Raw genomic sequence first — 9684 nt, 5'->3', positions numbered from 1 at the left:
CCGGCGCAACGCTCCGGCATCCGGCCCGGCTGGCCGACTTTCTCAACTACCGCCTGTACCACCTGACCCGTGTCGCGCTTGCCGCCAGTGGTCATCATCTGCGCGTCGCGGCGGGCGTGAGCCGGCGCGAGTGGCGCATGCTGTCCTTCCTGGGCGAGCAGCCGGGTACCCGCCTGACGGAGCTGGCGCAGAGCGCCGGGCTGGACAAGGTGCTGGCCAGCCGGGCCGTGCATGCGCTGATGGCGCGCGGCCTGGTGCGGCGCGCCACGCGCGAGCAGGACCGGCGCGCGGCGGCATTCGCGCTGAGCGAGGAGGGCGAGGCGGTCTACCAACTGGCCTTTGCCCAGGCGCAGGCCTTCAACGCCCGGCTTGCATCGTGCCTGGACCCCGAGGAAGCGCGGATACTGGCGTGCTGCCTGTCGCGGTTGCATGCCGAGGCCGAAGTCCTGCTGGCGCAGGCCGAAACCCTGCCCAGCACCGTACCCGCGCCTGCGCAGGCGCCGCAGGACTGGTGGCGCCGGCCGTAAGGTTTGCCGGTCCGTTTCCGACTCCAGCAGGCGACGCCGGACTCCCGGACTTGTACACTTGGAGTCAGCGCGTGCCCTCCCAGGAGCCTGCCATGCCGCTTGTCCGTCTCTTGCCATTGTCCCGGTTTCCGTTCCGGCTGCGCGCTGCCGCCGCGGCCGCGCTGCTTCCCTTGTGCTTCCTCGCTGTCCCGCCAGCCCAGGCGGCTCCCCAGCCACCGGCGCCCGCGCAGGCGCTGACGAGGCAGGCGGTCGCCGCCTACGATGCGGGATCGTTCGACGTGGCCTTGCGGGATTTCGCCAAGGCGGCGCAGCAGGGCAACCGGCTGGCGCAGTTCGACTACGCCATGATGCTGCTGCGCGGCGAAGGCACGCCGGTGCGCCCCCAGGAAGCCCTGGTCTGGCTGCGGCGCGCGGCCGACAACGACATGACCCATGCCCAGTTCACCTTTGGCGAGCTGTATGAGCACGGCGACCTGGTGCCGCGCTCGCTGGAATCCGCCAACGAGTGGTACCGCCGGGCGGCCGAAGGCGGCCATGTGCAGGCCCAGGTGGAACTGGCGACCAACTACTTCACGGGGCGGGGCGTAGCGCGGGACTACGGCAAGGCCTTCCAGTGGTACAGCCGCGCCGCCACCGCCGGCGACGGCGGCGCGCAGTACATCGTCGCCAGCTATTACGAACGCGGCGAGCCCGGCGTGGTCGAGAAAGACATCGAACAGGCCAAGATCTGGTACGCGCGCTCTGCCTCGCACGGTGATCCCGGGGCGCTGGCCAAGCTGCGCTCGCTGCTGGAGGAGGACCTGAAAGCCAAGGCCAACCCCAGCGCCAAGGGCAATGGCCCGATGTAATGACGCGGTCGCATTGGCATGCTGCCATAGCGAGAGCTTTGCCCCGGCCGCGCCGATGCGGGCCGGATGATAGCGCCGGCAGGGAGGATATCGCGCTGCGTCGAGCCCAGGGCGGTACGACTCTTGCTTGGGACAACAACACGAAACCTGCGCCAATGGGAGGCCCTAGTGGCAACGCACGTCGCACTGAACCATGTCACCCACTACCGGTACGACCGGCCGGTGAAACTATCGCCCCAGGTGGTACGGCTGCGGCCTGCCCCGCACTGCCGCACCCCGGTTCTTTCGTATTCCCTGCGCATCGAGCCGGAGCAGCATTTCGTCAACTGGCAGCAGGACCCGTTTGCCAACTATCTCGCCCGGCTGGTGATTCCCGAGCCGACGACCGAGTTCAAGATCACCGTGGACCTGGTGGTCGAGATGGCCGTCTACAATCCGTTCGACTTCTTCCTGGAGCCCTACGCCGAGCGTTTCCCCTTTGCCTACGAGGCCGGCCTGGCGCATGAGCTGGCGCCCTATATGGCCAAGGGCGAGCCGACGCCGCTGTTTGCCGCCTTCGTGGAAAGCATCCCGCGCACCCCGCAGGTAACCATCGACTTCCTGGTGGCCCTGAACCAGCGCCTGCAGCACGATATCCGCTACCTGATCCGCATGGAGCCTGGCGTGCAGACGCCGGAGGAAACGCTGGAATCCGGTGCCGGCTCCTGCCGCGACTCGGGCTGGCTGCTGGTGCAGGCGCTGCGCCACCTGGGCCTGGCGGCGCGCTTCGTGTCCGGTTATCTGCTGCAGCTGGCGCCCGACGTGAAATCCATCGACGGCCCCAGCGGCACCGAGGTGGACTTCACCGACCTGCACGCCTGGTGCGAGGTCTACCTGCCAGGCGCGGGCTGGATCGGCCTGGATCCCACCTCCGGCCTGCTGGCCGGCGAGGGCCATATCCCGGTGGCGTGCACGCCCGAGCCCAGCAGCGCCGCGCCGGTCAGCGGCGCGGTGGACGAGTCCGAGGTGACCTTCCACCACGAGATGGCGATCACGCGGATCTACGAATCGCCGCGCGTCACCAAGCCCTATACCGAGGCGCAGTGGCAGGCCGTGGCCGCCACCGGCGCCGAGGTCGACCGCCATCTCAACGCGCAGGACGTGCGCCTGACCATGGGCGGCGAGCCCACCTTTGTCGCGGTCAAGGATCGCGACGGCGCGGAGTGGAACACCGACGCGCTCGGCCCCACCAAGCGCAGCTATGCCACCGAATTGGTGCATAAACTGCGTACCCGCTATGGCGAGGGCGGGTTCCTGCACTTCGGGCAGGGCAAGTGGTATCCGGGCGAGCAGTTGCCGCGCTGGGCCCTGTCGATCTGCTGGCGCGCCGACGGCCACCCTTGCTGGCAGGATCCGTCGCTGTTCGCCGACGAAAGCGAGCCGGGCCACTACACCGATGCCGATTCGCAGCGCTTCCTGGAAAGCCTGGCCTCCCGGCTCGGGCTGGATCCGGGCTTTGTGCAGCCCGGCTATGAAGACACCTGGTATTACCTGTGGCGAGAGCGCCGCCTGCCGGTCAACGTCGATCCGCTGGAAGCGCGGCTGGACGACGAGATGGAGCGCATGCGCTTGCGCCGGGTGTTCGACGGTGGCCTGTCGCGGCCGACCGGCTACGTGCTGCCGCTGCGCCGCGCCGGCGCAGAAGACGGTCCCGCCATGGCCGGCCAGCGCTGGATCAGCGGGCCGTGGTTCTTCCGCGACGACCGCATGTACCTGCTGCCCGGCGATTCGCCGATGGGCTATCGCCTGCCGCTGGACGCACTGCCCTGGGTCAGCGAGGCCGACTATCCGTGGCAGTTCGACCAGGATCCGTTCGCGCCGCGCGCACCGCTGCCAACCGCCGCGCAGGTGCGCGCGCAATTGCCGGGCCTTGCCGGCGCCGGCCAGGGCGCGGCGTTCCACGCCAGCACCGCGGCCTTCCCCGCGCCAGGCTCGGCGAAGGCCGCGGCCGCGGGAACCACGGCCAGCGGCGGCACGGGGGCGTCCGCCGCCCTGGCGTCTGACCCGGCGCGCATGCCCGGGCGCGGCGAATCCGCGGGCTGGATCACGCGCACCGCGCTGTGCGTGGAAGTGCGCCACCCCAGCCGCGCGGCCGGCCCCAAGGTGGAGCGGGCAGCGGCGGGCGACAAGCGCGGCATCATCTACGTCTTCATGCCGCCGCTGACCGTGCTGGAGGATTATCTCGAACTGCTGGCGGCGGTGGAAGCCACTGCCGCCGGGCTGGGCGTGAAGATCATGCTGGAAGGCTATCCGCCGCCGCGCGATGTGCGCCTGAAGCTGCTGCAGGTCACGCCGGACCCTGGCGTGATCGAAGTCAATATCCATCCCGCCGCCAACTGGGACGAGCTGGTCGACCACACCGAGTACCTTTACCAGGCAGCCCACGAAACCTATCTCAGCACCGAGAAGTTCATGCTCGACGGGCGCCACACGGGCACCGGCGGCGGCAACCACTTCGTGCTGGGCGGCGCTACGCCGGCCGACAGCCCTTTCCTGCGCCGGCCCGATGTGCTGGCCAGCCTGATTGCGTACTGGCACAACCATCCCTCGCTGTCCTACCTGTTCTCGGGCATGTTCATCGGCCCGACCAGCCAGGCCCCACGCGTGGACGAGGCGCGCAACGACCAGCTCTACGAACTGGAGATCGCCTTCTCCGAGCTGCAGCACCAGCTCGACCGGCTGGCCGGCGCGGAAGGCGGCATCGGCGCCAGCATGCCGCCGTGGATGGTTGACCGCACGCTGCGCAATATCCTGATCGACGTCACCGGCAACACCCACCGCAGCGAGTTCTGCATCGACAAGCTCTACTCGCCGGACGGCCCCACCGGCCGCCTCGGCCTGCTGGAGCTGCGCGCTTTCGAGATGCCGCCGCATGCACGCATGAGCCTGGTGCAGCAGCTGCTGCTGCGCGCGCTGCTGGCGCGTTTCTGGCGCCAGCCTTACCGCGCCCGGCTGACCCGCTGGGGCACGGAGCTGCACGACCGCTTCCTGCTGGGCACCTTCGTGCAGATGGATTTCGACGACGTGCTCGCCGAGATGCGCGAGGCGGGCTTCGCCTTCGACAACGCCTGGTTCGCCCCGCATTTCGAGTTCCGCTTCCCGCGCGTGGGCGAGCTTGCCGCGGGCGGCCTGGCGCTGACGCTGCGCGCGGCGCTCGAGCCCTGGCACGTGATGGGCGAGGAGGGCAGCGCGGGCGGCACGGTGCGCTATGTGGATTCCTCGCTGGAGCGCATCGAGGTGCGCGTGCTGGGACTGAACGACAGCCGCCACGTGGTGACGGTCAACGGACGCGCGGTGCCGCTGCAGCCCACCGGGCGCGCCGGCGAATATGTGGCGGGCGTGCGCTACCGCGCCTGGGCGCCGCCGTCCGCGCTCCATCCCACCATCGGCACCCATGTGCCGCTCACTTTCGACGTTGTGGACACCTGGATGGAGCGCAGCATCGGCGGATGCCAGTATCATGTTTCTCATCCGGGCGGGCGCAGTTACGAGACCTTCCCGGTCAATGCCTACGAGGCCGAAAGCCGGCGCCTGACACGTTTCTTCACACTCGGCCACACACCGGGCGTGATGCGCGTGGAGACGCCCCGGCGCAGCCTCGAGTTTCCGTTCACGCTGGATTTGCGGCAACGCTGATCCGGCTCGCCCCCAAGCCTTGCCGCCGTGCCCCTTCAGCCGTCACTGCCCTTCGAAGAATCCGTCTCCGCCGCCGACGCGGTCATGCACCGCGCGCGGCCGGTGCCGCCGGGGCACCTGGACGAACTCGGCGCGGGCGGCGGCGGGCTGAGGCAGCCGTGGGCGGACTTCTTCCAGTTGCTGGGCGAGGAGGGCATCGATGCGCTCGACCAGCAGGCCGCCGCCATGGCGCGCCAGATCCGCGACAACGGCGTCACCTACAACGTGTATGCCGACAACGCCGGCGCGCGCGCCTGGGCGCTGGACCTGCTGCCCTTCCTGATCGACGAGCAGGACTGGCAGCGGATCGAGCGCGGTGTGATCCAGCGGGCCAGCCTGGCCAACGCCATGGCGGCCGACATCTACGGGCCGCAGACCCTGCTGTCCAAGGGGCTGCTGCCCGCGGGGCTGGTCTTCGGCCATCCCGGCTACCTGCGGCCGCTCAAGGGCTACCAGCCGCCGGGCGGCAATTTCCTGCATATCGTCGCCGTGGACCTTGCGCATACCGTGGCGGGCGGCTGGACGGTCATGGCCCACCGCACGGAGACCCCGTCTGGCATGGGCTATGCGCTGGAGAACCGGCTGATCATTTCCAGCCTGTTCGCCGACGCCTTCCGCGAGTTGCGCGTGCGGCGCCTGCCCGCCACCTTCATGCAACTGGTGGCGACGCTGGCCCAGCAGCCGGCGGCGCAGCCGCCCGCGCCGGACAGCGCGGCCGGCGCGGCGGCCGCGGTCAGCAAGCACATCGTGCTGCTGACGCCCGGACCCTATAACGAAACCTATTTCGAGCACACCTTCCTGGCCCGCTACCTCGGCGTCACGCTGGTGGAGGGCAAGGACCTGACGGTACGCAACGACGTGGTGTACCTGAAGACGCTGGCCGGGCTGGAGCGCGTCGACGTGGTGCTGCGCCGCCTGGACGATGCCTACTGCGATCCGGTCGAGCTGCGCCAGGATTCCACGCTCGGCGTGCCGGGCCTGCTGCAGGCCATGCGCGCGGGCAATGTGCTGGTCTCCAACGCGCCCGGCTCGGGTTTCCTGGAGACCCCGGCCATCCACGGCTTCCTGCCGGCCATCGCCCGCGAACTGCTGGGCGAGGACCTGCTGCTGCCCGGCGTGCCGAGCTGGTGGTGCGGCGAGGCCACGGCGCGCGAGGAAGCGCTCGGGCAGTTCACCGAGGCCTTCCTGATGCCGACCTATCCGCGCGGCATGGCGCAGCCTTGGGAAGGGCCGCGGCTGGGCATGGAGCAAGGCCTGCAGCGCCTGGACGAATGGCGCGAGCGGATCGAACAGGTGCCCGATCTCTTCACCATCCAGGCCGACCTGCCGCTGTCGCACGCACCGCGCTGGGAAGGCCCGCACATCGGCTCGCGCATGGCCATGCTGCGGGTCTACGCCATTGCCGACGGCCGCGGCGGCTGGCAGGTGATGCCGGGCGGCTTTACCCGGCTGGCCGGCGAAGGGCAGCCGGCGGTATCGATGCAGCTGGGCGGTTCCAGCGTTGATACCTGGGTGTTGTCGAGCCAGCCGCCGCAGGCCGCGCCGATGGCGCAGCCCTTCCCGATGGCCGGCGCGGGCCCCGGCCCGGCGGCCAAGCCGCTGGCGGTGTCGAGCCGTGCCGCCGAGAACCTGTTCTGGGCCGGCCGCTATGCCGAGCGCGCGGAGAACAATGTGCGCCTGTGCCGGCTGGTGCTGGGCTCGATCGAAAGCAGCGACGACCGCGACGACAGCGCCCTCGACGTCATCGGCGAACTGGTGCGCGCCTGCGGGCTGCTGCCGACCGGCGCGCCCGAGCCGCGGGCATCGCTGCGCGTGTTCGAGCGCAGCCTGGTGTCCGCGCTGGCCGAGGGCGCCGGCTGGACCAGCGTGGGCCAGAACCTGGCCAGCCACGTGCACGCCGCCACCGAGATCCGCAACCGGCTGTCCAACGACCACTGGCGCACCATCCTGGCTGCGCGCAACGATTTCGACGACGCCATGGCCGCCGTCAGCGCGGGGGGACCGGGCGACGCCGCCCACTACGACCGGCCAAGCGTGCTGGCCGCGCTGGATCATCTGGGCATGCAGCTCGCGGCCATCAGCGGTGCCCAGGGCGACCGCATGACCCGTGACGAAGCCTGGCGCCTGCTGTTCATCGGCCGCCATATCGAACGCCTGGGCACGCTGTCGACTTTCCTGCTGGTGTTTGCCCGCAACGGCGCGCTGCTGCACCGCAGCTGCTTCGACCTGCTGCTGCACCTGTTCGACAGCACGCTCACCTACCGCGCCCTCTATCCCGGCCGCACCGACGTCCCCGCGCTGGTCGACCAGCTGGTGATCGAGCCCACCAACCCGCGCGGGCTCTACGGCTTGCTGGCGCGGCTGCGCGTCAAGCTCGGCCAGATCTCGCCGCCGGCCAGCCCGGCCGGCACCGGACGCGTGCCGCTGCCGCAGTTGCTGCCGGCCGTCGAGAGCCTGCCGGGCTGGGAGGCACTATGCCAGCGCGGCGCCGGCGGCCAATACGCCAATCTGGTGCAATTGTGCGAACAACTGACGGGCATGATGGTGCAACTATCCGATGAGGTCAGCGCGCGATACTTCAGCCACGCCGGCATGGCCAGGTCCGGCATGCGGCCATGAGCGCGGCGATGAACAAGACGATGAACAAGATGATGAACGAGGCGGCCGGCGCTGCCGGCAGCACGCCTGCCAGTCCCGCCGGGACGCAGGCGGTGGCGGCGGTGCCGGCAGCATCCGCCCCGCCGGTGCTGACGATCCACCACAAGACCACCTACGATTATTCCGCGCCGGTGGAAAACGCCCAGCAGCGGGCCGTGGTGTTCCCGGTGACCTGCCCGTGGCAGGCGGTACTGTCGCACCGCACGCTGATCGAGCCGGCGCCGTCGCACCAGCATGCCGGCACCGACACGTTCGGCAACAACGTGCTGTACTTCACCATCGACGTGCCGCACGACTTCATGCAGCTCTACTGCGAGAGCACGGTCAGCCTGACGCCGCGCTGGGAGACGCTCGATCCTGCCGCCAGCATGCCGTGGGAGGCCGCCGTCGAGGCGCTGCGCTTTCGCGCCGGCCAGCCTTTCCGGCCGGAAAGCGAGTTCTGCTTCGCCTCGCCCAACGTGGCACTGCATCCCGACCTCAAGGCCTACGCGCTGGCCAGCTTCGGGCCCGGCGTGCCGGTGGTGGCGGGCGCCATCGACCTGATGCGCCGGGTCCACGCCGAGTTCGAATACGAGCCCGAAGCCACCGAGGTCGACACCCCGGCGCTGCAGGCTTTCGGCCTGCGCAGCGGCGTGTGCCAGGATTTCGCCCAGGTCATGATCGGCTGCCTGCGCTCGCTCGGCCTCGCCGCGCGCTATGTCAGCGGCTACCTGCGCACCGATCCGCCTCCGGGGCAGCCCAGGCTGATCGGCGCCGACGCGTCGCACGCGTGGCTGTCGGTGTACTGCCCGCTGGCCGGCTGGGTCGACCTCGATCCCACCAACGATGTGCTGGCCGATACCGGCCATGTCACGCTGGCGTTCGGGCGCGACTACAGCGACGTATCGCTGCTGCGCGGCGTGATAGTGGGCGGCGGCGCGCATGGCGTCGACGTGGAAGTCAGCGTGCTGCCGGCCGGGTAGCGCCGCAAGGCCGCGAGCGGCGGCACCGGCGGCGGAGCGTGGCTGGCAAGCCTATTGCTTGTCCATAGCCCGGGTTTGCAGAAAGAGGGGGGAATCACCATGCTAAGCCGCACCGCCGACCACTTGTTCTGGATGGCCCGCTACACCGAGCGTGCCGAGAACACCGCCCGCATGCTGGACGTCAATTACCAGGCCTCGCTGCTGCCGCAGTCGCCCGACGTCGCCCGGCAGGGCTGGCTGGCGATGCTCGACGTGACCGAACTCACGCCGGTATTCGCCGAGCATCACGGCTCGGTGGCCAACGAAGAAGTGATCGACTTCATGGTCAGCGACCTGAGCCATCCGGCCTCGATCATGTCCTGCCTGCGCGCCGCCCGCGAGAACGCCCGCGCCGTGCGCGGCGCGCTCACCACGCCGCTGTGGGAAACCATCAACACCACCTGGCTCGACGTCCGGCAAATGGTCGCCGACGGCATCCTGCGGCACGATCCGGCGCAGTTCTTCGAATGGGTCAAGTTCCGCTCCCACCTCACGCGCGGCGTGGAAGCCGGCACCATGCTCAAGGACGAAGCGTATTGCTTCATGCGGCTGGGCACGTTCCTGGAGCGCGCCGACAACACCGCCCGCATCCTCGACGTCAAGTTCCAGGCGACCGACCTCGGCCGGCAGCAGGACGATTTCTACCAGTGGGCCGCCGTGTTGCGCTCGGTGTCCGGGCTGGAGATGTACCGCAAGGTCTATCGCTCGGTGGTCACGCCAGAGCGCGTGGCGGAATTGCTGATCGTGCATCCGGACATGCCGCGCTCGCTCGCGGCCAGCCTGCGGGAAGTGGTCTCGCTGCTGGCGCAGGTGCGCAACGGGCAGTCAGCGGAGACGGAGCGGCGTGCCGGGAAACTGCATTCGGAACTCAGGTTTGCCCGCATCGAGGATATTATTTCCGTGGGGATTCATGGATGGCTCGGCGATTTTTTGCGG

General features: G+C 69.7%; 6 protein-coding genes. All 6 read left to right on the top strand.

Annotated features, from left to right (window positions below):
- A partial coding sequence (locus tag P3W85_RS11275; RefSeq protein ID WP_276264851.1) for a MarR family winged helix-turn-helix transcriptional regulator occupies nt 1–527 on the top strand: 527 nt, incomplete at its 5' end.
- A 92-nt stretch (nt 528–619) separates the two neighbouring features.
- On the top strand, nt 620–1375 hold the full coding sequence (locus tag P3W85_RS11270; protein ID WP_276264850.1) for a tetratricopeptide repeat protein: 756 nt from the start codon (nt 620–622) through the stop codon (nt 1373–1375).
- A 168-nt stretch (nt 1376–1543) separates the two neighbouring features.
- On the top strand, nt 1544–5050 hold the full coding sequence (locus tag P3W85_RS11265; protein ID WP_276264849.1) for a DUF2126 domain-containing protein: 3507 nt from the start codon (nt 1544–1546) through the stop codon (nt 5048–5050).
- A 27-nt stretch (nt 5051–5077) separates the two neighbouring features.
- Nucleotides 5078–7708, top strand: a complete 2631-nt coding sequence (locus P3W85_RS11260; protein ID WP_430869531.1) for a circularly permuted type 2 ATP-grasp protein — start codon at nt 5078–5080, stop codon at nt 7706–7708.
- 8 nt (nt 7709–7716) lie between these two features.
- Complete coding sequence (locus P3W85_RS11255) at nt 7717–8709, top strand: transglutaminase family protein (RefSeq protein WP_276264848.1); 993 nt, start codon at nt 7717–7719, stop codon at nt 8707–8709.
- A 99-nt stretch (nt 8710–8808) separates the two neighbouring features.
- Nucleotides 8809–9684, top strand: an 876-nt coding sequence (locus tag P3W85_RS11250; protein ID WP_276264847.1) for an alpha-E domain-containing protein, incomplete at its 3' end; no start/stop codon positions are given.

The sequence above is a fragment of the Cupriavidus basilensis genome, from assembly GCF_029335485.1.
GTDB classification, from domain to species: Bacteria; Pseudomonadota; Gammaproteobacteria; order Burkholderiales; family Burkholderiaceae; genus Cupriavidus; species Cupriavidus basilensis_E.
This window is presented reverse-complemented; position numbering and strand designations above follow the sequence as displayed.